A 24650-nucleotide genomic window follows, 5' to 3' on the forward strand; every position below is an offset into this window, starting at 1 on the left:
TATGCATGCCTTTTTAGAAAAAGCGCAACAATTAAAACAGCAACTAAATTGGTCGCTAATTTTTGGTGTTAGCTTTTTTTTAATCGTTGTATTTGGCTTAGTGCAAATAACGAGTGGCGTAAGGCAGTGGCTGGTAGAAAATAAAGATGCGCAAATAAAGCACTTAACGGTATTAGGCGAACCCGAATATACCGATGAAAAAGCTATTATTGGCGCAATAAAAAAAGCTGACTTATCGAGTTTTTTTGATTTAGATGTTAAGCATGTACAGTATTTGGTGCAAGAGTTACCTTGGGTCGCAACCGCATCAGTACGTAAGCAATGGCCAGATACACTACAAGTATATGTAGTTGAGCATCAAGCCGTGGCTGTTTGGAATAGTGATTTACTCATAAACCAAAAAGGTGAAGTATTTCAGGCTGCAAGTTCAAAGCTCAGTGTTGAGTTACCGCAACTGTATGGCCCCGAAGGTAGTGAGTTTGAAGCATGGGTTGCCTTTAAACAGTTTGATGAAATGCTCACATTAAATAATTTTAAGTTAACAAGTTTAGCTTTGTCAGAGCGTTTTTCATGGCAGTTATGGCTTGAAAACGGTATCCGTCTTAATTTAGGGCGCAAAGAAAAAGCTAAACGGGTACAACGGTTTATAGATATTTACCCACGCATGGAAAAACGTGCAGATGCACAAGTAGATGTTGTGGATTTACGGTATGATACCGGTCTTGCTGTGAGCTGGAAGCTCCTGGAAGAAGAGCAAATACAAAATAAGAGTAAGGCATGACTAAGTCAGCAGAAAGAAACCTCGTGATAGGATTAGACGTTGGCACCTCAAAAGTGGTGGCCACGGTTGGTGAAATCACCGCAGATAACAAACTCAGCATTGTTGGGGTTGGCAGCCAAGTATCTCATGGTATGGATAAAGGCGGTGTTAACGATCTCAATTTAGTGTCTGAATCAATACGTCGGGCTATCGATGAAGCAGAATTAATGGCTGATTGCCGTATTAGTTCAGTTTACTTGGGGATTTCAGGAAAGCATATTCAGTGTCAAAATGAAAATGGTGTTGTTGCAATTAATAATACCGAAGTGACAGATGAAGACATTGATAATGTTATTCATATAGCACGTTCAGTACCAATTTCTGCTGAACGCAAAATGTTGCATGCATTACCACAAGAATACAGTATTGATATGCAAGAAGGGATAAAAAATCCTTTAGGTATGAGCGGCGTACGAATGGAAGCTCGTGCTCACATCATTACCTGCTCTAATGACATGGCAAAGAATATTGAGAAATGTGTAGAGCGTTGCGGGCTTGAAGTTGATCAACTCATTTTTACTGCTTTAGCGTCATGTTACTCAGTATTAACCGATGACGAAAAAGAGCTAGGCGTTGCTGTATTGGATATTGGTGGTGGCACAATGGACATCACTATTTATATTAATGGTGCGCTGCGTCACTCTGCAGTTATCCCCGTTGCGGGAAATCAAGTAACGGGTGATATTGCAAAAATATTTCGTACACCGATTTCGCATGCTGAATCACTCAAGGTACAATATGCGTGTGCGAGCAGCCAAATGGCCAGCAGTGAAGATACGATTGAAGTACCGAGTGTAGGTGGTCGGCCAGCGCGTTTAATGTCGCGTCATACCTTATCTGAGGTTGTAGAGCCACGTTTTAGAGAATTATTTGAACTGGCGATGGAAGAAATCCGTCGTTCAGGGTTAGAAGACCAAATTGCAGCAGGACTCGTCATTACAGGCGGTAGTGCTAAAATGGCGGGCGCGATGGAAGTAGCTGAAGATATCTTCCAAATGCCAGTAAGAGTAGGAAAGCCAATCGGGATAGTTGGCTTGACTGATTATGTAGATGACCCTTCATATGCAACCGCGGTTGGTTTATTGCAGTACGGCCGCACAATGCAATCGATGAATGCACAAAAGTCGAAACCTGAAGGTGATAACAATTTGTGGAGCCGCATAACTAAGTGGTTTCAAGGCGAGTTTTAATGCTCAAGTCGGAGAGTAAACATGTTTGATATTATGGAACAACACAGCGAAGAAGCTGTCATAAAAGTAATAGGCGTGGGCGGTGGCGGCGGTAACGCGGTTGAGCACATGGTTAAACAGCAAATTGAAGGTGTGCGTTTTATCGCTGCAAATACGGATGCGCAAGCATTACGTAATTCTTCAGCTGATATTACGGTGCAACTTGGTACTCAGATCACATCTGGGCTAGGTGCTGGGGCAAATCCTGATGTTGGCCGTCAATCTGCGGAGGAAGATGCAGATACAATTCGTGCCAGCCTTGAAGGTGCAGATATGGTATTTATTGCAGCTGGTATGGGTGGCGGTACAGGTACTGGCGCAGCACCCGTGGTTGCAAAAATAGCGAAAGAACTGGGTATTTTAACAGTGGCAGTTGTAACGCGTCCGTTTGATTTTGAAGGCAAGAAACGTGCAGCAGCCGCTGATCAAGGTATTAACGAATTGTCAGAAATTGTAGATTCACTTATTACAATTCCTAACAATAAATTGCTTAAAGTTTTAGGTAAAGGGACTACACTTCTAGATGCGTTCGCTAAAGCAAATGACGTATTATTTGGTGCGGTTCAAGGTATTGCGGAGTTAATTACACGCTCTGGTTTGATTAACGTGGATTTCGCCGACGTACGTACAGTTATGTCTGCTATGGGTACTGCGATGATGGGCACAGCGTCGGCATCGGGTCCTGATCGTGCACAAGAAGCAGCTGAAGCCGCTATTTCTAGCCCATTACTTGAAGATGTTGATTTAACGGGTGCTAAAGGTATCTTGGTTAATATCACCGCAGGTATGGACATTGCGATTGAAGAGTTTGAAATTGTCGGTAATCACGTTAAAGCATTAGCATCTGAAAACGCAACGGTGGTTGTGGGTGCGGTAATCGACCCTGAAATGACAGACGAACTACGTGTTACAGTTGTTGCTACGGGTTTAGGCGGCGATCGTCGTCCACAGTTTGGTATTGTTGATAATGGCTTTAAGAAAGCGTCAGGTTCTGATGTTAGTGGTTCAAGCAGTCAAACAAGTGGCATGTACGTGCCAAGCTTTGCAAGTCAAGGCAGCAGTGAAGAAACAAGCTCTGCAGCTAAAGCTGAAAAGCATGATTCGACGATGAATCCACAAACAAGCGCAAGTAAAACTGTTGAGAATGGTAGTAAAAAATCAGACAAATCGGATGGTGGTGATTATTTTGACATTCCTGCTTTTTTAAGAAAACAAGCAGACTAATCAAAATGTAAAAGTGCTGATTAAAAAACAAACGAATTTGGCAGCTGGTCGTATCTGTGATATAATCCGCCGTCTAACTGTAACTATAAGTGAGCGAACCTATGATTAAACAGCGTACGATTGCAGAAATAGTCAAAGCCATAGGAATTGGACTTCATAAAGGTGAGAAGGTCACAATAACTCTCCGACCTGCGAGCGCAAATACTGGGATTGTATTTCGTCGTGTCGACCTTGATCCGGTTGTTGATTTTGAAACAACACCTGAAGCCGTTGGTGATACGCAATTGTGTACCTGTTTAACAAATAAAGATGGTGTTCGCTTATCAACGACTGAGCACTTAATTGCAGCAGTAGCGGCAATGGGTATCGATAATCTAATTGTTGAATTAGATAGCTCAGAAGTACCAATAATGGATGGTAGTGCATTACCATTCATTTACTTGTTACAAAAAGGCGGCATAGCAGAGCAAAATGCCGCTAAGCGCTTTATTCGTATTAAAGAAAAAGTACGCATTGAAGAAGGTGATAAATGGGCTGAGATAGAACCATATGATGGTTTTCATATCGACTTTGAAATCGCTTTTGATCATCCGGCAATCAATGAAAGCCGCCAACGTATCGGTTTAGATATTACTACGCAAAGCTTCACTGAAGAAATTAGCCGTGCACGTACATTTGGCTTTATGAAAGATATAGAATACATGCATGCAAATAACCTAGCACTAGGTGGTAGCATGGATAACGCCGTAGTTTTGGATGAGTTTAAAGTACTTAATCCTAACGGTCTGCGTTATAGCGATGAGTTTGTTAAGCATAAAATTTTAGACTGTGTTGGTGACATGTTTATGACAGGCCACAACATCTTAGGCAAAATTACCGCTTATAAGTCAGGTCATGACTTAAACAACAAGTTACTTCGTAAAATTATGGCGACCGAGTCAGCATGGGAATGGGCTACGTTTGAAAACCCAGTTACTATGCCAGCACCAGGCTTAGAAGTAGCTACAGCTTAATAGTAGCGCTTAAAAAACAGTTATAAAAAATGACGCTATTTAGCGTCATTTTTTTTGCCTAGCCTTTAATACTAAGTTTTTACAAGCCTAAAATATTTTGCAGCTGTACAAGCTCGGTAACGTGATAAGTTGGTTTTATTCCTTCAGGCAACACAACCCCTGGATGCTGCAACCAGCAGCTATCAATCCCCGCATTTTGTGCACCCAAAATATCACTGTTTGCAGTATCGCCGACCATTAAAATATGTTCTTTGTTAGGGTTACCCATTAGGTTAAAGGTGTGATCAAAAATTGCAACGGCCGGTTTTGCAATGCCTACTTGTTCTGATATAACCAACCAGTCAAACATGTCTTTTAGGCCTGTGTGTTCTAAGCGACGGGCTTGTAATTGTGTAAAACCATTGGTGATAATGCCAAGTTTGGCATGAGGCTTTAATCTATTAAGTAATTCGACAGCACCTGGAAGTGGTTGGCAGATCTCGGCCATCGCGGTTAAAAAATTATCATTAAGTTGCTGCGCTGGCACGTTGAGTTTTGTTGCCCACTCACTAAAGCGTGTTACTTGTAAATGACTGGCAGTAATTTTATTGTCTTGGTAGGCAAGCCATAATGATTTATTGGTCACTTGATAATGCTGGTAGTCGGCCTCATTAAAATCCACGCCATAAGTGGCGAGCATTCTTTTTAAACCTGCAAAGGCATTAAAGCTGAATAGGGTTTCGTCTGCATCAAATAAAACGTGGGTATACTTCATTAAACTTCCTTACTGTATAGATCCGGGTGTAAAAAAGGTGCCATAGCGAGGGTCAGGGCTTGTGTGTATGTGCTTTCACGTGTGGCATGATGGTTAGTAAGTAGGCCAATAGCCCCACCTTGTTGTTTTATATTGGTTGTATTAAACGCATTGTCCATAACATCACCTAGCTCTTTACCTTGCAGTAATGCGTTATAAAGACTCTGCGGAAGTGGTAAATTACTGCTGCGGCCTATTGCACGTTGTTGGTTATCAGCAATAACAACATAAGCAAAGGTCGCAGGCCCGTAGCTGAATTGCTCTGCACCACCTTCCATTGCTACGTAAAAATCGGCTTGATAGTGCTGTTGGCAATGTAATACGCGATTTTGTGCGCCAATTCGGGTTTCATCTTCACCTATAGGTTGATCCGGTACGTCTGATGGAGCGTTAACACCTTGGCAATCTATAGCTATGTTAGGGTAAAAGAGATGAAAGATACTGCGTGCCGCACTTATCTTCACTGGATTTTTTGATCCCACAATAATGCGAAGTGACTCTGTCATACTGACTTCTCCTTTTATGATGAAGTCAGTAGTGTATACCCAAGCCACCTCAAGATGCGAGCGTCGTTGGAATTAAAAGCGATTTAGACAAGGCATTGATTGCAAATAATGGTTGTTCCCTTGTTAAAATCAATAACGCAGTATAAATCGCTTTTAAACTAACCCTTTGGGCGTTTCACAGGAACTTACTCTCATCGTTGTTCCTTCTTAAAAGGGATTGCCATTGCTGCAAAGTAACGCCTTGATATTAAGCCCCTGTGAAACGCTGAATTCTGTATCTTGAGGTGGCTTGGGTATACATAAGCTATTTATTTCAGCAAGCGGTTTTTTTAAATAGGTAAGTCAACAGGAGCTAATTCGGCAAGGGCGCGTTTTTTTAAGATAATATCTTTAATGAGTGGGGTTAAAACTAACTCCATCGCAAGACCCATTTTTCCACCCGGTACTACAAGTGTATTAATACGCGACATAAAGCTGCCTTCAATCATGCGTAAGTAATAAGGAAAATCAACATCGTCAATACCTCTAAAGCGAATAACAACAAAGCTTTCATCAAGGGATGGAATATCTTTTGCACTAAAAGGATTTGAGGTATCAACCGTTGGTACGCGTTGAAAGTTGATATGGGTACGCGAGAACTGCGGTGTAATGTGATTAATATAATCATCCATACTGCGAACTATTGAGCCCATCACAGCTTCACGAGAGTGACCTCGTTCAGATGTGTCGCGAATTAATTTCTGGATCCACTCAAGGTTGATGATTGGCACCATGCCAATCAATAAATCGACGTGTTTAGCAACATCATGATCTTGATCGACTACGCCACCATGAAGCCCTTCGTAAAATAAGATATCAGTGTTATTTTCAAGCTCTTGCCATGGAGTAAACGTACCGGGTAGTTGGTTATATGGCACAGCTTCATCAAATGTGTGTAAGTAGCGACGTAACTTGCCGGCGCCAGTATCCCCATAATTACTAAATAACCCTTCCAGTGCCGCAAAGTCATTTGCCTCACGGCCAAAGTAGCTAATGTGTTTACCTTCTTGTTGCGCTTCGCGTACTTTTTTATCCATTTCTGGGCGTGTATAGCGGTGAAAGCTATCACCTTCTATAAACGCGGCCTCGATATTAAGACTGCGAAATATATGCTTAATAGCATTTGTAGTGGTGGTAGTACCCGCACCCGATGAACCCGTGATTGCAATAATAGGATGTTTAGCTGACATAGTTGTTCTCATTTTAAGTAGCACCCTAGTTATAAGGGTTAGTTAGGGGCTAGGTCAAGTGACAGGCGCACTTAATTAGCGCTATTATAGAGGAAGAATAATAATGAGAGATTCATATGAAATTGATTTCACCTTTGCTGGGCTTAATGGCCACTTTAGCAATAACGTCGTATTCGAGTTTAGCGGCTATGCCAAAAAGCGAAATCTTACTCGCTGATGTTAATACTGAGTATGGTTTACAGGTTAGTCGTATTACTGATGGCGATGTTTACAATAATCAGCCCCTACTTACCAAAAGTGGTATTTATTTCACTAAAGAAGTGCAAAATAATGAGCAAAGCCAAACAGAGCTCGTTTTTTATAATTTCGCCGATCAGCAAACAACTAATTTAACGAATACTGCTGTGAGCGAGTATTCGCCTACCTTAACACCTGACGGCAGCGCTCTTTCTGCAATTGTTGTTGAAGCTAATGGTAAGCAAAAGTTATGGCAATATCCGTTTGATAAAAACGTTGCGCCAAGGCGTATTTTTGAGTGGGTAGAACCCGTTGGTTATCATGCGTGGGGTATTAATAATGACGTGGTGATGTTTATTCTAGGTAAACCTCATACACTGCAGTACACCCATGTAGCTGCTGCGAAACCAGAAGTAGTTGCGAGTGACATTGGCCGCACGCTTACGTTCAATAAACAGCTTGGTGCTTATACTTTTAACTATACAAAGCAGCAACAGCAGTGGCTGGCAAGTTTTGATGCAAAACAAAATCAAGTAACGGATTTATTTAGGTTACCGAAATCTGTGCAAGACTATGCATTTAAAGGTGCAGACACTGTAATTTATGCTGTGGATAATCGCGTTTATCAACGCAACCTGAGTGAACCTGAGATTGTATCCCTGTGGCTAGATTTAACACCTTACTGCGAGACGAAAATTACTCGTATGAGCTACTTAAATAATCAACTTGCTTTTGTCTGCACAAAGTAAAGGCTGGTTTAATTAATCATAGCAGTGGTTAATTAAACCTATTTAAATGGTTTTACTGTAGTGTAAGCCATCACGTTATTGTAATGAATTAACAAGGATCATTATGCCAGTCAGCGCAGAGCAAGTAACAGAGCAGTTAATAGCACTTAAGTGTCGTAGCAATTTTAAAATAAAGAATATTACCGAGTTTATGCTACCAAGTTCAAAAGAAGCCATTTATTTACATATTGAAGGCGGCCAACCTAAAATTGTCATTCGCCCAGCTTTTGAAGTGTTTAGTGATGATTTTTCTGCACTTGATGGGGTTTCACGGATCAGCGATGTTTTTCATAATAATGAGATGACCCGCTTTCCTACTCGAATTTATAAAAGTGCGAATCCAATACATTATGGTGTTGCGTTTAAAATAGGCACTGAAAAATCGGCAAAAGAGTTTATTGAATTATTGCTTAAAATTATGAATGGTTAGGCTTTTTTCAGGTAACCGCAGGTATGATTATTTAATAAAAATTAATGGATTGGGTTATGCAATAAAGCACAACCAGTTTGTTAGTAACAATGAACCGATACCTGCAGGTTGCTTTGCACAATTAATGACAAACCTAAATGGTGATAATACAACCGCAGCGGTATTTATTGAGTCTGCAAATTTACGTGGCTGTAATGCAGCTAACTACCCTTACCCTGGTGGAGATGAAACACTGATCACATATAGTATTGAAAAAATACTCCCCACTCATAGCTATCAATTGAAGGTATGTGAAAGAAGCACTGAAGGTAGTATGTCGGGCAGTTGTGATAACGTTTTAGTTAAATTTACTCATCTAGATTATCAGCTGCCAAATAGTACTAAGCAGGTGTTATCGGTTATTAAACTCGGTGAATGGTAGTTTTAGGTTGTTTATCTTCAGACCCATGAAAAAACGGCAAACTACTGGCTTGCCGTTTTTTAGTTTACAGCGAAGGTTAACGCTTTAAGAAGCTATTAACGGATGCTAACTCACGTTCTTTTAATGCAATACACGTGTTAATGCCTTCTGCTAGTTTGCTTAATGAGCGGGCATAACCTGGCACTTCAGATATTTTATCAGTGAAGAAAGCTTGAGTGGTTTTTAAACTGCTGGCATCACAACCGGCAGTTGTATAATACGGTAAGTTCGGCAGTGCGAATGGCGGTAAATTAGCGGCCACACTATCGTAATTGGTATAAACCCATTTGATCAATCGCGCTTCACGTTCTGGTGTATATTTTTGACCAGATAAAATAGTTCGCATATCTGACGCGGTCACATCATCCGTAAGGCTGTAATCTAGTACTGCTTTTTGTAGCTCAGGTTTTCCAAAATAACTCATCGCAGCGAGCATTTTAGTGCGAACTTGTGGGTCTTTAGTGGTTTTAAATGTATTCATGTAAGCGTCAAGTAAGTTCTTGTCGCCATGAAATGCAGCTAAATTTAAGTAGGTAGATGCTAAATATGGGTCTACTTTACTTGGATTATTTAAATAAACACGTGCTTGGGCTTTCGCTGTATTGATCACACTTTGATCTTCGCCATCAAACCCTAAACGAGAAACAACCTGTGTGCGTAATTGCGAAATTGCGGCATCTTCTCCTATTTTTGCTGTTAAACCATATTGCTTAGCTGCAGGTGTGATGCTCTTTCGGATAAATTCAGGCCAAAGGTGCTGATTGCTTGCATCTTCAAAGGTACGCTTTTGCGAAGCTAGATAAGCCAAAGCGGTATTTGCTACACGTGGGTGCTTGTCACTTATAAAGGTCTCTAGTGTTTGCATTAAATGCGCAGCTGAAATAACACCGGCATCTAGCAGTGCATCAGCGGCAGATAATAGCGCTAAACGTTCGCGTACAGTCAATGTATCGGCGGCTTTATTGATTAGTGCTGCAAACTGTTTATCGTCTAATACCCAGCGGTAGTAACCCAGAGCGCCTTGATCTGGATAAATCCATTCAGGTTCAAACTCAAGCTCAATGGTTTGATTTTCTTTGGTTAGAAGTATGCTAGCAGTTTTTACTTGGTCGCCAGCACCATATTTTATTGCAACAGGTACATTCCAAAGCTGTGCGGGGGCATCAACACCTGCGTTAGTGAAGCGGCTTTGGTTAATAGTAACCATTTTACCTTGCTGGCTTACTTTTACGAGTGGGAAAGAAGATTGCTCTATAAACGATTTTAAAACCCCTGCAACGTCTTTATTCGAGGCTTTACCAAGGGCTTGCCATAAGTCAGCCGCTTCTGCATTTTTATAGGAAAACTCTTTCAGGTAAGCACGAATGCCCTGTTGGAATGCTTCTTCACCAATCCAATTCTCGACCATAGCTAAAACAGCGCTACCTTTGCTGTAAGCTAGGCCTAAACCATCCATTATATCGGCTTCGGTTTTAATTGGTTTGCGGATTGGTTTAGTGCTTAAACGAGCGTCTAATGCCATTACATTATTTTGCGGTAGATCTAGGTGTGATTCAAATTCTGGGTTTAGCTGTGTTGTAATTTTAGCCGCCATCCAGCTTGCAAATGCTTCGTTTAGCCATAAATCATTCCACCACTTCATGGTCACTAAATTACCGTACCATTGGTGTGCAAGCTCGTGCGCTATGATAGAGATGTTACGTTGTTTTTTACTGCGAGTAGCGGTTGCTAAATCAAGTAGCAAGATATCTTCACGGTATGTTACTAAGCCTGAATTTTCCATTGCGCCGAATGGAAACTCTGGAACAGCTACTGAATCAAGTTTTTTATAAACGTAAGGAATACCAAAGTAATCTTCAAGAGCCGCTAGCACTTTAGGCATCGCTTGTGCTGCATATTCACCTAAATGAATTTTACCTTGAGGAGTAATAATACGCCCAGGTATTGGCATGTCTTTGACTTCACGCTCTTCAAATGGTCCAACAGCCATTGCCACTAAATAGGAAGGGATTGGTGGTGTTTTATCAAAGAAGTGGGTCGTCATATCACCATTTACAGTGGTTTTTAACTCAGGTGTATTGGCATAGACTTTTTGTGAGCTCGGGGCTGTAATCGTTAATTGAAATGGGATCTTATAACTTGGCTCATCAAAAACAGGGAAGGCGCGGCGAGCATCGCTCATTTCAAATTGTGTAAATAGATAAGGTACCCCTTGATCTAATGTTTTATATAAGCCGACACTTTGACGATTATAAGGGGCAGTAAAGTCTATTTTTAAGGTGTATTTACCAGGTTGAATTTGCTCGTCACAGCTAAATTTAACTTTACCTGTTTTTAGCATTTCAGTGCTTAAATCACAGTTTTTTGTGCCGAGCAGCTTGACCATTTGAGTTGCATAATCAACTCCATTAAGCTCAATATATTTTGTTGGCTTAAGAACTTCAAGACTAATTTCAGTCATACCACTGAAAGTATCTTGAGCTGGATCAAGGGTTAAAGATACGTGTTGAGAGCTTGGTTTTGCCAGCTTTTCAATAACATATTCATTAGCGTGAGCTGAGCTCACTGCAATAGCGACACTGAGCGTCAGTAGGCTTTTAATAAACATAAGGGGATCCTGATTTTTCTTGTTAGAAGTTATGTACTAAAAATATAGAAAAAGAATTTTAGTAGCGTACAAATCATCCTAACAGCTTTTTCTCGGTGAGTAATGAAGTAGTTGGTAACAAGGTTTATCAAATAGTGTGACGCTGCAAGAACCGTTGCCAGTGAGCTTGGGGGTTGATTACGCGTATTTGTTGGATGATATTACTAAGGGTTGCTACATCTGCAAAATCAGTAGGCTCATATTCATTAAAGCCGAGCAGGTAATTAAATGCAGCTTTGTTATCAGCTTGGATAGCGTAAATGCGAATTTGCTGCTCAAAATTGAGGCGTAGGCTACTAATTGCTGTTTTCATACCGAGTTGGTCGATACTGGGAATATCACACTTTTGTAAGTAGCCAGCGCGATCTCCTTCACCAGAGAACCAGATACGTACTTTTTCGCTATATCGGCCTGACTTTGCTGGTAAGTCAAATAGTAAGCGAGTATGCCCCTGCTGTTTAACCAAGGTGATATAGTCGTCTAAACCGGCATCAAATAGTGCTTGGTGTACGGGAACAATACGGGCTTTTATTTTTCCATGAGTGTGGAAATGAAAACATAGAATATGCTGATGAACAATAATATCACTTAGCTGCAAATGGCCAATTTCATCGCTATAGGCGCCGCTGTAATATGCAATCAAAGGTAACCAAAAGTGCCAATGCTTAGCTTGCTCTCGAGGTAAGCGAATATCCCCATAAATATAGCCATGGGAAAGGGTGTGTAACTCCATAGTGGAAAAGGGGCGGCGACCAAGATGGGATTTCAACGTAAGTACCTTGAAAGTAAAGACTTGCGCTAGTTTATACCCAAGTGTTTAGGAAATAAACCAGCACAGTAACGCAATGCTAAATAATGCTTATTCGCTTAACGCGCGGGCAAGACCTACGGGCTCTATTTCAACGCAAACTTGGTCATCATTCCAGTTTAGGCCAACTAGTGCATCATCGCTTTTTAGATCTTCAACCCATTCGTCTAAAAATTCATCAAGGTTGATTTCAACAGGGCTATAGTCTGCCCACTCTTCTTTACATTGGGCTTTTGCTGCAGCTTCACTTTCCCACAGGAGTAATACATCGGCGTTTTCAAATTGGTTTGAATCACAAACAACAAAACCACCGTCGTCAGCGCCTAGCGCCCATAATTGCTCACTTTGGCGTACTTTCTCTACAAAACTGATTAGTTCCGATTCAATCTCGATATCACTCATGTGTTTACCCTTAATGTTAAATTCGTGGATCGGTTTGCTTTGCTACTTCTTGCAGGTTATATGCCTGATGAAACTCAATTAACTTATTAAAAGGAGTTAGGTCAATCAGTTCGCGAAGGTAAATCCAATCAAGTAAGCAGTATAAACTGATGCTGAGGTATTCACAGCTATTAAATTCATTATCAGTTAAATGGTTATTTAAATAGCTTAATGTTTCAACAATGCGTTCATTTTGCAGATTAAAAAATAATTTATCAGAATGAGTATCAAAACCTGAGCGCTGGCATAGCAAAACCTCTACGAGAGAATCATTACATGCGTTGATGGTGGTGAGCAAGTTTTCATGCTGCCAGCTTAGGCTCGGCAATTTATTTTTATTAAGCAAGTACCGAATAATCGTGTTGGAGTCAGTGATTGTGTGTTGGTTATCAACCAAAATAGGAATTTTACGAGCCGGGTTATTATTAATCATAACTTGTCGGTCTGCTGGAGAAAAAATATCTAAGTTTTCAAACTGGATATCGGCATTATTTTTAAGTGCCCAAATGCGAATACGTCGAGCAAATGGAGAGGTGGTCGAACCGATTAGCTTCATGATAATCTTCCATAAAAATGAATAAAGCCGCAAAAGCGGCTTTATTTATTGTTAACTTTGCAGGTTACTTTATTCCGTACGGCTAGTAACTTCAAGAAGGTGGTAACCAAATTGAGTCTGTACAGGGCCTTGTACTTGATTAATAGGTGCAGAAAAAACCACCTTATCAAACTCTGGTACCATCATACCAGGACCAAACTCACCCAATGCACCGCCATCTTGACCTGATGGACAGTTTGAATGTGCTTTAGCTAATTCTGCAAAATCTTCACCTTGCTCAATTTTGCTTTTTAAATCTAAGCACTGAGCTTCGCTATCTACTAATATGTGTCGTGCACTTGCCACTGCCATAAAATCTCCCGTTTAAAGTTGGTGTTTTTTTAATCGATTTTGATAGTATTCTAGCCTACTACCAACGGATTATACCAGCATAAATTTAAATATCTGAAATTGCTTTTTCTACTGCTTTAATTAGCTTGTCAGAATTAGGCTTGGTTTTACTGTTAAAACGCTCTACATGCTTACGATCTGCAGAAACAAGGTATTTATAAAAGTTCCAGTTTGGTGAGCTTGTTTGTGCATTTAAATGTTTAAAAATTGGGTTCGCGTCACTTCCGCGTACTTCGCTGGTGGCAAGCATGGTAAAAGTTACGCCATAATTTATAAAACATACTTTGGCTGTTTCTTTTTCGTCATCTTCTTCTTGAAAGAAATCATCTGAAGGGAATCCAATAATAACTAAGCCTTGATCTTTATACTTTTGGTTTAGCGCTTCAAGGCCTTCAAATTGTGAAGTAAACCCGCAATTACTGGCTGTATTAACGATGAGCATAGGTTTGTTTTTAAATTGACATAAATTGATGCTGTCTTTAGAGCGAAGCTTTCGTAAGCTTACGTTTGTGAAGTCATCACAATCTTGTGTTACTAGCGCATTAACAGCTGCTGGAGCTTTAACTTGTGCATATACGTTGCTACTGAATATCATCGCACATAACATAATTTTTTTTAACATACCTAGATTTCCTCTCTGGTGATTTCCTTAGCTCATACGTTACTATGCTATTAATTGATCAACAACAGTTAAAAAATATTATGACGACACGTTTAGCAAACATTGATGATTTACCAGCCATTGTCGCAATTTATAATGAAACCATAGCGAGCAGAATGGTCACCGCGGATACCGAGACCGTCAGTGTTGAACAAAAGCGTACTTGGTTTGAAAGTCATACGCAGCAGCGACCACTTTATGTATATGAGCAAGCCGGAAAAGTACTTGCTTGGCTGAGCTATAAATCGTTTTATGGCCGCCCCGCTTATGATGGAACTGTTGAAATTAGCATTTATATAACGTCGTTATCGCAAGGGCAGGGGTTGGGTAAAAAATTATTGCACTTTGCACAGCAGCAAGCAAAATTTTTAAACATTGAAGTATTACTCGCTTTTATTTTTAGCCATAACATACCAAGCATAAAGCTATTTAATAAATTTGGTTATCAAAAATGGGGAGAATTACCAAACGTAGCGGTCATGGACAGCAAGTACTATAGCTTGACCATTTTAGGTAAGCATTTAGGTTAATGCTATTTAAGTTTGAGGAAAGTTCTTTAGCTTGTTACTAATGCTAAAAATTTGAACTACTCTTTTAAAACGCTAACGTTTTTAAGGGAGTGCTAGGCACAGTGCGCAAAATATTAATCGTAGATAGTAGTAGTGTGCTAGCAATGCGCGTAAAAGTATTGTTGGAGCTCATAGGTTGTGAAATAGAATTAATTCATTTCTCGATGTTAAGTGAAGAGGTCGCTTACAATCAATATGATTTGGTCACGATAGCCCATGGGGTACCTATAGCAACGGCTCAATCATTGGTTAAAGAGTTCCATCAAGATAAAGTTGTATTATTAGCGCCCAAAGCGGAGTATGGGGAACAACTTAATGCTTTTAGCGAGCTCAATAATTTAGTACCAAATGCGATCGTAATTTATCCTTTTTTTGCAAACAAAGAGATCAGCACTTTACTTGAAAGTGTTTTAGATCTTGGTTCCGACAACATATTGCTATTGCCCACTGTTTTATTAGTTGATCATGACCCTGAACGGTTAGCTAAAATTGAAAAAAGTCTTATTGGTGCTCATATTACAACGATCACTGCGGATAGTTTACACAGTGCCGCTTTAAAAATTAAACAGCAGGAAGTTGATATTTTATTAAGTGATTTCAGCTTGCTTGATGGAACCGGTCTAGAGGTGTTCTCTAATTTAAAATTAATTCAACCTCAATGCCGTTGTTTATTATTTACTTCAAAACCCAATCAAGTATCGATGATTGAAGCAATTCGAGGTGGGGTGGAAGATGTACTTGTAAAACCAATAAATGAAAATGTGTTACTTCAATCACTGCATAAATTATGGCAAACAGAGCTATTAAAGCGCCATAACACTGAATTAGTTGAGCGTTTGCAAGACACTGTTGATGCATTGATCGAAAAAGATAGTTTATTACGAGTGATTTATAAACACACTCCTGACGCGATTATGTTGTTTGAGCGTGATGGGAGCGTGATAGAAGCGAACGATGCATGCTCTAAGTTATTTAAAATGCAGTTAAAAGACTTTCAAGGCCGTTCGTTATTTGAAATGCTTGGCGAGTCATCAAGTAAAAGTATTAAAACTAAAATAGCTACCTTAAATCAAAATCGTCAGTTTAGTTGTGACTTGAGTTTGCCGCAAAAAGAAGGAGGAAAAATTCCTTTAGTAGGTTCGTTCAATGAAATTGATCATCATGGTGAAATCGCGCTTGCTGTGATCTTTAAAAATGTTACTCACCTTAAAGAGAAAGAAGACTTATTACTTGAAGCTAAAGATACGCTAGAGCAAGAAGTGCGAGCACGAACCTCACAATTAGAACATGCAAAAAATGTCGCAGAAGCAGCCAATCATAGTAAATCAGAGTTTCTTGCTAATATGTCGCATGAATTACGTACTCCGATGCATTCTATTTTAAGTTTTTCGCGCTTTGGACTAGATAAACTCACCTCTGGGGATTTCGCTAAAGAGAAGCTGCAAAAATATTTATCGCGTATAGAGCGCAGTGGTGAAAGGCTGTTGTCATTACTAAATAATTTACTCGATTTATCGAAATTAGATGTTGGTAAATTTCCCTTTAATCCCCGACCTCATAATTTGAGTAATATTATTAAAACCAGTATCGATGATGTCTCAGGTACAGCTTTAGAAAAAGATATTGAAATCTTATTTTACCCGCAAAAAACACCTGTAATTGCACAGTGTGACGAAGAACAAATAAATCAGCTATTGCGAAATATATTAGGCAATGCATTAAAGTTTAGTGAGCCTCTAAGTAGTATTGAAGTAACATTAATTAATCAAGATGATCAGGCTATTATTAATGTTGTGGATAGCGGTATAGGCATACCTGAAGATGAATTGGAGCATGTTTTTGCAAAATTTGTACAAAGTAGTAAGACGAATCATGGCGCTGGAGGAACAGGGCTAGGACTTGCTTTGTGCCGTGAGTTTGTGTCGTTGCATCAAGGTACTATATCTGCTCATTCAAATAAGCAGGATGGAACAACAATTCGAATCGCGCTGCCTTTAAATATTAGTATTCCTGAGATGCAGAATAAATAAATTACTTTTACTTACTGGTAAGTGTTTTTTTTGCGACTAAACTATTAATATCAGTTTTGAGAAGGATGACACACTATGCCATTAACAAGAATTTTGGCTGTTGATGATGAGCCATTTAATCTAGAGATTATTGAGGAGTTGTTGGAAAATGACTTTGATTTAAAGATGGCAAGCAGCGGCCCAGAGTGCTTGAGTGTGGTCGAAGATTATGACCCTCAAGTGATCTTACTCGATGTTAGCATGCCAAAAATGAATGGCTATGAAGTATGTACTAAGCTAAAGGAGAATCCGAATACTGCACATATAATTGTCATGTTTGTCTCGGCTAGAGGCACCGTAGAGGAGCGAATGGAAGGTTACTCTGTCGGGGCTGAAGATTATATAGTTAAGCCTTTTGGGCATGAGGAACTGCGGTTAAAGTTAAAAAATCTAAACCAAATAATTATTGATAAAGAAAACTTAGAACAACAAGTCGAAGAGGCCACTTCAACAGCTTTTAATGCCATGGCTAATAGCAGTGAAATGGGCCAGATAGTTAACTATATCGAGAATATTGCGCTGATCAATGAGGTTGATATACTCGCCCAGGCTTTGGTTAGTTGCTTAAGTTCATTTGACTTACAGAGTAATATTGAATTTAGATTTATAAATGATGACCCTCAGCACTTTGCTTTAAGAGGTGTTTGCTCCCCTATTGTTATTGAACTATTCGATATGCTTAAAAGTAAAGGGCGCTTACATGAGTTCTCCCACAGGATATTAGTTAATTACGAATTTATAAGCTTATTAATATTAAACATGCCGGATCATGATCAAGATAAGCATGGGCGTATTCGAGATCATGTTTGCTTTTTAGTAAGTGTTACTGAGCAACAACTAAAAGCGATTCTTACACGTAAGAAATTAGAGCAACAAGAAACCAAATTAAATGAAGTTGTGGATATGGTACATAGTAAATTTCATGGTTTAATGGATTTACTGAACGAAAACCGCTTAAGTAATGAAGCGGTATTTAAACGCTTGCAAGAAGAGCTTGAAGAGCGTATCCCGACAATGGGGTTGGATGAGGATCAAGAGATCTTTATTTATCAAAAAGTAGATCGCACGATTCAGAACTCAGTTGCACGAGAAGACTCAGTAAAAAATGTTAAAGCTGCATTTCAAGAAATAGAGCAGGATTTAGCACAGTTACTCGATAATACAAACAGAACTTAAATCTAATGTGGCTAATTTATGAGTGTCACGTTGCTTTTTTGATATTGGCTTAGGCATCTCTTGGTAGGCCTTTTTCTACAATACGTATAAGGCGTGCTGTTTTTCTTAATAGCTTATCTTGTTTTGATTTTTGTTGTGTAAGCGCCCAATCAATATGCTCTTTGACCAAGTCACTGGACGTTTCGCGAGTTATTAAGAGTATGTCGATTATCGCTTGGTTAAACTGTGCATTACCTAACCCTACGGCAATATTACGACGCCAACGTTCATGCCCAATACGACGAATTGGGCTGCCTTCTGTGTTTTTTAGAAAAGTTACTTCGTCCCAGCTAAATAGGCTAACTAAGTCTTGGTCTTTAAGTTGTGTGCGAGGATGAAAGTCGGCCTCATCGGTAATTTGGCCATAGCGATTCCATGGACACACCAGCTGACAGTCATCACACCCATAGATACGATTACCTAACAGTGGACGATATTGCTCAGGGATAGGCCCTTGTAGCTCAATTGTTAAATACGATATGCATTTACGTGCATCAACAACATACGGCTCTACAATGGCGCCTGTTGGGCATAATGTGATACATGCCACGCATTTTCCGCAGCCTTCGATCTCATTCGGTTTGTCTATGGGTAAAGGAATATCAACAAATAGCTCCCCTAAAAAAAACCACGAACCAGCTTCCTTGTTGATCAACAAACTGTGCTTTCCTTGCCAACCTAACCCTGCTTTTTCAGCTAGTTGGCGCTCCAATACTGGGGCTGAATCAACAAAAGGGCGGTAACCAAATTGACCAATATGCTGCTCTATTTTTTGACCCAATTTTTTAATGCGGTTGCGCATTAACTTATGATAATCACGGCCAAGTGCATAGCGGCTAATATATGCTTTATCGGTATTTTTAAGGTTTTTTGCAAAACTGGCATCGGGAGGTAAATAATTCATTTTTACTGAAATGACTCGCTGTGTACCAGGAACAAGCTCGGCAGGACGCGCGCGCTTCATGCCATGGGCAGCCATATACTCCATATCGCCGTGATAACCCAAGTCAAGCCAGCGTTGCAGTTGTGCCTCATGCTTGCTTAGGTCTACATCGGTAATGCCGACCTCGCTAAAACCAAGTTCTTGGCCCCAAAGCTTAATCTGCTGTGCAAGTTCATTGTAATCTGGAGATTGGCTCGTCACGTGAGTATAGTCATGGTTGTAAAATGGCCGCGTAATTTAGCACATTTGTGTGAGAACATCACGACAGATTAAACAAAGCGCTTTAGCTGGTGTTGAGTTTGTTCGCTCAGTTGTTGTGATAATTTGCAATCACCTAAAGCTACATCAATTTGCGCTTTAGCTTGAGAGCCTAATTCAACAATTTGCTCAACTGACTGGTGTGTTTCGTTTTGTGTTTGCTCCAGTGAGTGCACGGCACTGACAATTTGCTGCAATTGTTGCTGGTTGTGTTCAAATTCAACGAGTCGATCAGTAAATCCATGAGACGTTTTACTTATTGTTGTTTCAGCATGATGAGAGTAACCAACCAATTGCTCAGATTCTTTATTTGTTTTGCCTACTAAAGCATCCATTTGATTAATAAAATCGCTGATTTGACGGGTAGCATCACTGACTTTAACAGACAAAGTTCTCACTTCATCGGCTACTACTGCAAAACCACGGCCAGCTTCGCCTGCGCGAGCGGCTTCAATGGCGGCATTTAGTGCCAGTAAATTGGTCTGATCTGAAAACTCTTCGACCATTTTTAATATGCTACGAATATTATCGCTGTTTTGTTTTAATCCTGAAATGGTTTTAGAAAAGCTGCCCAATACATGGCTAATTGCTTTGACTTGGGTAACAAGCTCAGTGAGTTCTTGAGCGGAGTGGGTAACGAAATTCAAGTGTTCGGCATTTACTTGATGAACACTGTCAGTGTTTGTCACTATGCTTTGTAAGCTATCTGTTATCTGATTGCTTGCCGCGGTAATTGTTTGGCTAAAGTCTATCTGTTGTTCGCTTAACTGTACGGTATGTTGCATTGATTTAGTTACTTGCGTGTTACTTTGCGCGCTCGCTTGTGAGCTTTCGTAGGTGGTTGCGAGTAATTCACTTAAGTGTGCCGTAAACATATTATATTGCTCACTGACTTCGCGAAATTCATCGTATGTAAAATGTGGCAACTGCTCAGTTAAGTTGGCATCTTGACGGTTTATTTGCTTTAACGTATCACGCATGGCCGTAACAGGGCGAACAATTAAAAAACGCATATAAAAGATAGTGAATGTAAATCCGGCAACAATAACGCAGGTAAGCAGCCAGAATGCTCCTTGATCTGCGTCTTGCGTAGTAAGACTTTTATACAGCCAAAGTAATGTAATAGCTTGGAAAGCAAAGACAAAACTAAGGTTACCAATGATCTTACGTGTTAAGGTAAAAAAGAAAGTTTGTTCTAGAAAGTTATAAATGCGCATATACCCACTCATCAATGGTCCGTTTGGCTGTTGCATGGAGTTTTACTCAGTATCGTTCAAATCGGCTATAATTCAAGAATATAGGACGAATAGCAGTCCATAATACCTCTAATTTAGAGGGAATTTAAAATCATTTTAGTGTTACATGGGTAGTTAGTAAAAACGCCATCAACGCCATATTCGAGCATAAGCTCTATATCTTCTTGCTTATCAACAGTATATGCGTAAACAAGCAGCCCTCGCTGCTTGGCATCTGCAACAAAGGTATGATTAATAAAATTTTTATCAATATGAATACTTGATGCACCCAAACGCTGAGCAAATTCAGCGTAATTAATAGGGATTGAGGCTGTTAGAGCGCCTATTTTTATCCAAGGCAATTTTTGTTTAAGCCACATGAGTTGATGATGATCAAACGAAGAGACTAATATATTGTCTTGAGACAGTTTATTTGCGGCAATACTACCTTCAATAAGATCAACAAATTTATCGAGAGAAAAGGTGTGTTTTAACTCAAAATTGAGTAGCGTTTTATTGTTAACCCAATCAATTACCTGTTGTAATGTAGGTACCTGTTGACCGTTACCGGCATCAAATTTTTGTATTTGTTCGCGAGTTAATTTATTTACTTTACCATTGCCGTCAGTGGTTCGATCGAGCCAGGTATCGTGAATAATCAAATAGTCATCAAGACAACTTTGTACATCAATTTCAATGCCATCGACGTCTATTTCAACAGCTGCTTGAATAGCACTTTTGGTATTTTCAGGGTAGCTCCCGCTGGCGCCACGGTGGGCAAAAACTTTTATCATAATGTGTGTTTCCGTGTAACAGACCATGTTTCGCAAAACGCCGCGCTGATCACTAAAGCTCCGCCGAGCAAGGTCAGCAATGAAGGTTGTTCATGTAATAATAGAAAAGCTAAAAATGTGCCATATAAAGGCTGCAAGCACGAGATCAGCCCTGCTGTTGAAGCTGATAAGTATTGCAGGCTGGCTGCAAATAATGAATGTGGGGTCGCTGTAAAGATTACCCCAGCTACTAATAATAACCCTAAATCATAAGATGGTATTTCTATCACTGGCACTTCTATAAAAGCACACAATAAAATGCTCGCTACACATGTTTGGTAAAACATGGTTTGTGGCCCGCCATATTGACTAAAATAACGCTTATGTATGATATTTCTAATTGCAAAGAAAAACGCAGATACAACACCTGTTAAGACTCCTTGTGTTATATCCCCCCCCATATCAGCATCAGGAATAAGTAAATAAATACCAAAAATAACTACGCAGGCGCTGAGTAGGTCGGTTAATTTTGGTTTGCATTGATTGAAAAAAGGTTCAATAAAGACGGTAATCACTGGGTAAGTGAAAAATGCAATCATACCTATCGCGATACCTGCCATTTGCATTCCTGCAAAATAGGTAACCCAATGTAGCCCGACGGCAACACCTAAAAAAAGGGCAATAGCATAATCTTTAGTTGCATTTAGTTTGATGGCTTTTTTTTGCCACAGCAATAATAACAAAATGGCAACGCCAGCAATCGCAGCGCGGTAAACCGTAATGTCTAATGCGTTAAGGTTGATAAGTTGAGCAAAGAGTGCAGTGCCTCCAAACAATAGAACCGCAATATGTAAATAGATCAAGCTTTGTTGTTGGGGCTGCATATAACTCCTTTTTTGTTTTAGTGACAAATGTCAGGTTATTTCATGACAATTTACACTATATTCGCTGTGTATTAATAGCGATAGTTAAAGCGTCAGATTTTTGTAATGTATACAAGGGGGGTCTATGAATAATGCAGCATGGTTTAGTTTATTTATTGCTGGTCTTTTCGAAGTTGTTTGGGCTTTAGCCATGAAACAATCAAACGGTTTTACCAAATTATGGCCCAGTATTATTACATTTGCAGCGATGTGGGCAAGCTTTGCGTTTTTGTCCTTTGCTTTAAAGTCACTGCCCTTAGGCATAAGTTATACAATGTGGGTTGGAATAGGTGCTGTGGGTGTAAGTATTGTTAGTGTGTTGTGGCTAAAGGAGTCAATATCGTTGATTCAGTTAGGATGTATAGGGCTAATATTGATAGGTATTATTGGGTTAAAAATTCACACCGTATAAAACCTGTAAGTAACCTAAACTCGGGATAATAAATCTATCTCCAGTGGCTATTTTCAACGCTAACTACGTTGAATTTACTTGCAATAGACCAGCTATTGACGCGTAAATTCGCCTTGTTATCCCTGAAAATCTCCGACTGGAGAGTTGAGTAAGTTTTTATAATATTAAATCAATACGTTAGTAAATATCTTAACCCGAGTTCAGGTTAAGTAATATTATGTGGTGCGGTTTTAGGGATTATAAAGGACATTTATGAGTACACATACAAGCTTGGCTTTGCAAAGTAGAATCAAACAGTTTTGGAATTGGGGGCCACTATTATTTACAGGTTTTTATCTATTACCCACATTTTTTAATTTTGAGCAATTAAGTGTATTGAATATTACGGCAACATTGCTTTTTTATTGCGCATTTATAGTTTTGTATATTAAGGCAATTAATTGTGCGAACACTAACGTCACTGCCTTGTTTATCGCTATGCTTACGGCATGTGTCGGAGCCAGTTTTTTTACATCTGGCACATCTACACTTTTTGGATTTACAGCTTATATTGCCGGGTTTTGTTTTACAAAAACGTCTCGCTTAGCTGCGGGTTTATCTGTCATTGTTGGTGTTATATGCAGTGCCTATATAATTGATTTACATGGCCCTGAATATTTTCTAGGCGTTGCAATTATTTTAAGTGTCGCGTTATTTACCTTTGGTTTTGCAGGGCAAAAAGAGCGTACTTACAAGCAGCGAGAACAAGAAAGCGCGAAGCAGCTAGAGCAGCTTGCCGCTATTGCTGAGCGAGAACGAATTGCCCGAGATTTACATGATATTTTAGGTCATTCACTATCTTCTATCGCGCTAAAAGCTGAACTTGCCAGTAAGCTCAATCAAGCTCAGCGGTATCCCCAAGCAAATAGCGAAATTGAACAAGTTGCTGAGCTTGCAAGGCAATTATTAAGTGATGTAAGAAGTGCGGTGAGTGATTTAAAGCAACTAAATATAAGCAATCAGGTAGCTACATTGATGGAGCGTTTAAAAGAGCAAGGTTTTGATGTTGATTTACATATAGATATAAATAAGTTACCAGTTAAAGTTGAGGGTATTGCTAGTTTGATAATCAAAGAAGCGGTGACCAACCTTCTACGCCATAGTAAAAATAAACGTTGTGCTATATACATAAAGCAAAGCGAGGAGCAGTTAGAAATTAATATTGTAAATTATGACCTGTGTGAAAAAGTAAACAAGGGCAATGGCCTCAATGGTATTAAGGAGCGAGCATCACAGCTTGGTGGTTTAATTAATATAGAAACTGGGGAATGTTTTAGTTTGAATATTATTCTACCTTTGGTTAGAGAGTATGAGGTGACGTTATGATTAAAGTTTATTTAGTTGAAGATCAAGGGTTGGTTCTTGGTGCTGTCGCTGCATTACTTAGCTTAGATATAAGCATTGAGGTCATAGGTCAAGCCGCGAATGGGCAAATTGCAATGCAAGAAATCCCTCAGTTGAAACCAGATATTGTACTCAGTGATATTGAAATGCCAATAATGACAGGTATTGAACTTGCTGAACAGTTACGTGATAAATGCCCTGAAATAAAAGTGGTGATCATGACCACGTTTTCTCGCGCTGGGTATATTCGCCGCTCTATGGCCGCTGGTGTTAAAGGATTTGTGCTAAAAGAAGCACCCAGTGATAGCTTAATTGCCACATTAAAAAAAGTGATGGCAGGGCAAAAAGTAATTGATTCTGAGCTTGCTTTAAATGCACTTGAAGACAGTGATCCGTTATCTGATAAGGAGCGAAAAGCATTAAAACTTGCTGGAGACGGGTTGAAAACAAGTGACATCGCCGAAAAATTATATTTAAGTGAAGGCACGGTACGTAATTACTTATCGGACGCTATTGCTAAATTAAATGCCATAAACCGAGTAGATGCAGCGCGTATAGCCAAACAAAAAGGCTGGTTATAACGTTATTTACAAAGCTTTTTTGTTCCATAAAATTTACATCTAAATCCAACCGTAAGG

General features: G+C 39.6%; 26 protein-coding genes. 13 read left to right on the forward strand and 13 right to left on the reverse strand.

Features of this window, described 5'->3' with window-relative positions; translation table 11 throughout:
- The first annotated feature begins 1 nt into the window (after window position 1).
- From A7967_RS19840 to lpxC, 4 genes are all read left to right on the forward strand, one after another.
- On the forward strand, window positions 2-781 hold the full coding sequence (locus tag A7967_RS19840; RefSeq protein WP_054206635.1) for a cell division protein FtsQ/DivIB: 780 nt from the start codon (window positions 2-4) through the stop codon (window positions 779-781).
- Window positions 778-2010 carry a cell division protein FtsA gene (gene ftsA / locus A7967_RS19845; protein ID WP_054206634.1) on the forward strand — a complete coding sequence of 411 codons (1233 nt, stop codon included), beginning with the start codon at window positions 778-780 and terminating at the stop codon, window positions 2008-2010. The genes A7967_RS19840 and ftsA overlap by 4 nt, the downstream gene beginning before the upstream one ends.
- A 21-nt stretch (window positions 2011-2031) precedes the next feature.
- Window positions 2032-3273: a cell division protein FtsZ gene (ftsZ, locus tag A7967_RS19850; RefSeq protein ID WP_054206633.1), complete on the forward strand. Its 1242-nt coding sequence runs from the start codon at window positions 2032-2034 to the stop codon at window positions 3271-3273.
- Window positions 3274-3374: 101 nt separating this feature from the next.
- Entirely contained in the window at window positions 3375-4286 is a 912-nt protein-coding gene (gene lpxC, locus A7967_RS19855) for a UDP-3-O-acyl-N-acetylglucosamine deacetylase (protein ID WP_054206632.1), read from the forward strand.
- 79 nt (window positions 4287-4365) lie between these two features.
- Here lpxC and yjjG read toward each other — a convergent pair whose 3' ends face one another.
- The 3 genes from yjjG to A7967_RS19870 form a co-directional block, all read right to left on the reverse strand.
- Window positions 4366-5040 (reverse strand): pyrimidine 5'-nucleotidase, encoded by a 675-nt coding sequence (gene yjjG, locus A7967_RS19860; RefSeq protein ID WP_054206631.1) that lies wholly within the window; start codon window positions 5038-5040, stop codon window positions 4366-4368.
- Window positions 5040-5585, reverse strand: coding sequence for an inosine/xanthosine triphosphatase (yjjX, locus tag A7967_RS19865; protein WP_054452713.1), 546 nt, complete (start codon window positions 5583-5585; stop codon window positions 5040-5042). The genes yjjG and yjjX overlap by 1 nt, the downstream gene beginning before the upstream one ends.
- Window positions 5586-5914: 329 nt before the next feature.
- Complete coding sequence (locus A7967_RS19870) at window positions 5915-6814, reverse strand: phosphoribulokinase (protein WP_054206629.1); 900 nt, start codon at window positions 6812-6814, stop codon at window positions 5915-5917.
- Between the two features lie 116 nt (window positions 6815-6930).
- Between A7967_RS19870 and A7967_RS19875 the strand changes: the two genes are divergently transcribed.
- The 3 genes from A7967_RS19875 to A7967_RS19885 all read left to right on the forward strand — a co-directional run bounded on the left by A7967_RS19875 (window position 6931) and on the right by A7967_RS19885 (window position 8690).
- Window positions 6931-7800, forward strand: a complete 870-nt coding sequence (locus tag A7967_RS19875; protein ID WP_064436025.1) for a TolB-like translocation protein — start codon at window positions 6931-6933, stop codon at window positions 7798-7800.
- Window positions 7801-7903: 103 nt separating this feature from the next.
- The gene (locus tag A7967_RS19880) at window positions 7904-8269 is read left to right on the forward strand and encodes a hypothetical protein (RefSeq protein ID WP_054206627.1); all 366 of its coding nucleotides are present in this window, start codon (window positions 7904-7906) and stop codon (window positions 8267-8269) included.
- Between the two features lie 124 nt (window positions 8270-8393).
- The gene (locus A7967_RS19885) at window positions 8394-8690 is read left to right on the forward strand and encodes a hypothetical protein (protein ID WP_157756427.1); all 297 of its coding nucleotides are present in this window, start codon (window positions 8394-8396) and stop codon (window positions 8688-8690) included.
- 76 nt (window positions 8691-8766) lie between these two features.
- Here A7967_RS19885 and A7967_RS19890 read toward each other — a convergent pair whose 3' ends face one another.
- The 6 genes from A7967_RS19890 to A7967_RS19915 form a co-directional block, all read right to left on the reverse strand.
- Window positions 8767-11337, reverse strand: coding sequence for a M1 family metallopeptidase (locus A7967_RS19890; protein ID WP_064436027.1), 2571 nt, complete (start codon window positions 11335-11337; stop codon window positions 8767-8769).
- Between the two features lie 127 nt (window positions 11338-11464).
- The gene (locus A7967_RS19895; RefSeq protein ID WP_054206624.1) at window positions 11465-12145 is read right to left on the reverse strand and encodes a site-specific integrase; all 681 of its coding nucleotides are present in this window, start codon (window positions 12143-12145) and stop codon (window positions 11465-11467) included.
- Between the two features lie 90 nt (window positions 12146-12235).
- Window positions 12236-12586: a DUF2750 domain-containing protein gene (locus A7967_RS19900; protein ID WP_054206623.1), complete on the reverse strand. Its 351-nt coding sequence runs from the start codon at window positions 12584-12586 to the stop codon at window positions 12236-12238.
- Between the two features lie 16 nt (window positions 12587-12602).
- On the reverse strand, window positions 12603-13181 hold the full coding sequence (locus A7967_RS19905; protein WP_064436028.1) for a glutathione S-transferase family protein: 579 nt from the start codon (window positions 13179-13181) through the stop codon (window positions 12603-12605).
- A 69-nt stretch (window positions 13182-13250) separates the two neighbouring features.
- Window positions 13251-13532: a peptidylprolyl isomerase gene (locus A7967_RS19910; RefSeq protein WP_054206621.1), complete on the reverse strand. Its 282-nt coding sequence runs from the start codon at window positions 13530-13532 to the stop codon at window positions 13251-13253.
- An 85-nt stretch (window positions 13533-13617) separates the two neighbouring features.
- A complete protein-coding gene (locus A7967_RS19915; protein WP_054206620.1) occupies window positions 13618-14193 on the reverse strand; it encodes a glutathione peroxidase in 576 nt (191 codons plus the stop codon).
- Between the two features lie 80 nt (window positions 14194-14273).
- On the opposite strand from A7967_RS19915, the gene A7967_RS19920 reads away from it, so the two are divergent.
- The 3 genes from A7967_RS19920 to A7967_RS19930 all read left to right on the forward strand — a co-directional run bounded on the left by A7967_RS19920 (window position 14274) and on the right by A7967_RS19930 (window position 18046).
- Entirely contained in the window at window positions 14274-14762 is a 489-nt protein-coding gene (locus A7967_RS19920) for a GNAT family N-acetyltransferase (protein WP_054206619.1), read from the forward strand.
- A 143-nt stretch (window positions 14763-14905) separates the two neighbouring features.
- On the forward strand, window positions 14906-16831 hold the full coding sequence (locus tag A7967_RS19925) for a hybrid sensor histidine kinase/response regulator (RefSeq protein WP_064436033.1): 1926 nt from the start codon (window positions 14906-14908) through the stop codon (window positions 16829-16831).
- A 75-nt stretch (window positions 16832-16906) separates the two neighbouring features.
- The gene (locus tag A7967_RS19930; RefSeq protein WP_054206618.1) at window positions 16907-18046 is read left to right on the forward strand and encodes a response regulator; all 1140 of its coding nucleotides are present in this window, start codon (window positions 16907-16909) and stop codon (window positions 18044-18046) included.
- Window positions 18047-18095: 49 nt separating this feature from the next.
- Here the strand turns inward: A7967_RS19930 and queG are convergent, their stop codons facing one another.
- From queG to A7967_RS19950, 4 genes are all read right to left on the reverse strand, one after another.
- Window positions 18096-19229 (reverse strand): tRNA epoxyqueuosine(34) reductase QueG, encoded by a 1134-nt coding sequence (queG, locus tag A7967_RS19935; protein WP_054206617.1) that lies wholly within the window; start codon window positions 19227-19229, stop codon window positions 18096-18098.
- A 68-nt stretch (window positions 19230-19297) separates the two neighbouring features.
- The gene (locus A7967_RS19940; protein WP_054206616.1) at window positions 19298-20515 is read right to left on the reverse strand and encodes a methyl-accepting chemotaxis protein; all 1218 of its coding nucleotides are present in this window, start codon (window positions 20513-20515) and stop codon (window positions 19298-19300) included.
- A 101-nt stretch (window positions 20516-20616) separates the two neighbouring features.
- Window positions 20617-21312 (reverse strand): glycerophosphodiester phosphodiesterase, encoded by a 696-nt coding sequence (locus tag A7967_RS19945; RefSeq protein WP_064436034.1) that lies wholly within the window; start codon window positions 21310-21312, stop codon window positions 20617-20619.
- The gene (locus tag A7967_RS19950; protein ID WP_064436029.1) at window positions 21312-22178 is read right to left on the reverse strand and encodes a DMT family transporter; all 867 of its coding nucleotides are present in this window, start codon (window positions 22176-22178) and stop codon (window positions 21312-21314) included. Before A7967_RS19950 ends, A7967_RS19945 begins: the two co-directional genes overlap by 1 nt.
- A gap of 124 nt (window positions 22179-22302) precedes the next feature.
- On the opposite strand from A7967_RS19950, the gene A7967_RS19955 reads away from it, so the two are divergent.
- The 3 genes from A7967_RS19955 (at window position 22303) to A7967_RS19965 (ending at window position 24593) form a co-directional block, all read left to right on the forward strand.
- Window positions 22303-22629 (forward strand): DMT family transporter, encoded by a 327-nt coding sequence (locus A7967_RS19955; protein WP_054206614.1) that lies wholly within the window; start codon window positions 22303-22305, stop codon window positions 22627-22629.
- Window positions 22630-22881: 252 nt separating this feature from the next.
- On the forward strand, window positions 22882-23994 hold the full coding sequence (locus A7967_RS19960; RefSeq protein WP_064436030.1) for a sensor histidine kinase: 1113 nt from the start codon (window positions 22882-22884) through the stop codon (window positions 23992-23994).
- Window positions 23991-24593 carry a response regulator transcription factor gene (locus A7967_RS19965; protein WP_054452699.1) on the forward strand — a complete coding sequence of 201 codons (603 nt, stop codon included), beginning with the start codon at window positions 23991-23993 and terminating at the stop codon, window positions 24591-24593. Before A7967_RS19960 ends, A7967_RS19965 begins: the two co-directional genes overlap by 4 nt.
- The last annotated feature ends 57 nt before the right edge of the window (window positions 24594-24650 follow it).

The sequence above is a fragment of the Pseudoalteromonas neustonica genome (assembly GCF_001653135.1).
Taxonomy (GTDB): domain Bacteria; phylum Pseudomonadota; class Gammaproteobacteria; order Enterobacterales; family Alteromonadaceae; genus Pseudoalteromonas; species Pseudoalteromonas neustonica.